This is a genomic window from Bartonella sp. TT110JLCBS, assembly GCF_042193405.1.
In the GTDB taxonomy this organism is placed as follows: Bacteria; Pseudomonadota; Alphaproteobacteria; order Rhizobiales; family Rhizobiaceae; genus Bartonella.
Genome location: NZ_JBHILT010000194.1, coordinates 315 through 767, shown reverse-complemented (window position 1 = coordinate 767; position 453 = coordinate 315). Strand labels below are relative to the sequence as shown.

1 pseudogene is annotated in these 453 nt (G+C 45.0%); it reads left to right on the top strand.

Annotation, left to right across the window (positions count from 1 at the left end):
- A pseudogene (locus ACFILW_RS10390) lies at positions 1-453 on the top strand (chromosome partitioning protein); the annotation flags it as partial.

The window sequence follows — 453 nt, the reverse complement described above, 5'->3', positions numbered from 1 at the left end:
TAAGGACAATGCCGCGCTTTTAGAGGTTGCTGAAAACCTCTTTCGCAATGAATTGTCAGTGATTGATCGTGCGCTTTTTGTCCAGACTTACCGCGAATTGTGGGAAAAGAAGTATGGGGAAATTAAGGTTGGTGGGGACGGTAGTAATCAACATAAAGTCAAAAAAGAGCAATTCGGTCAAGTTGACCGAATTGCTCATACCGATGAAGAAAGTGATAAGGGAGTTACTTTTTGCTTTGCTAGACATGTGGCAGATCGCATTGGTTTATCTGAAGAGTCAGTGAGACGACTTAATCGTATTTCCAAGTATTTACAGCCAGAATTACGCTCTGTTTTGCGGGGGACGGCATTGGCGGATAATAAAGCGAAATTGTTGAAGCTTGCCAAGATGGAGCCGGCTGCGCAACGGCGGGTGGCGATTGGTTATCAACTGGAAGAGGGGAATTTACGCAC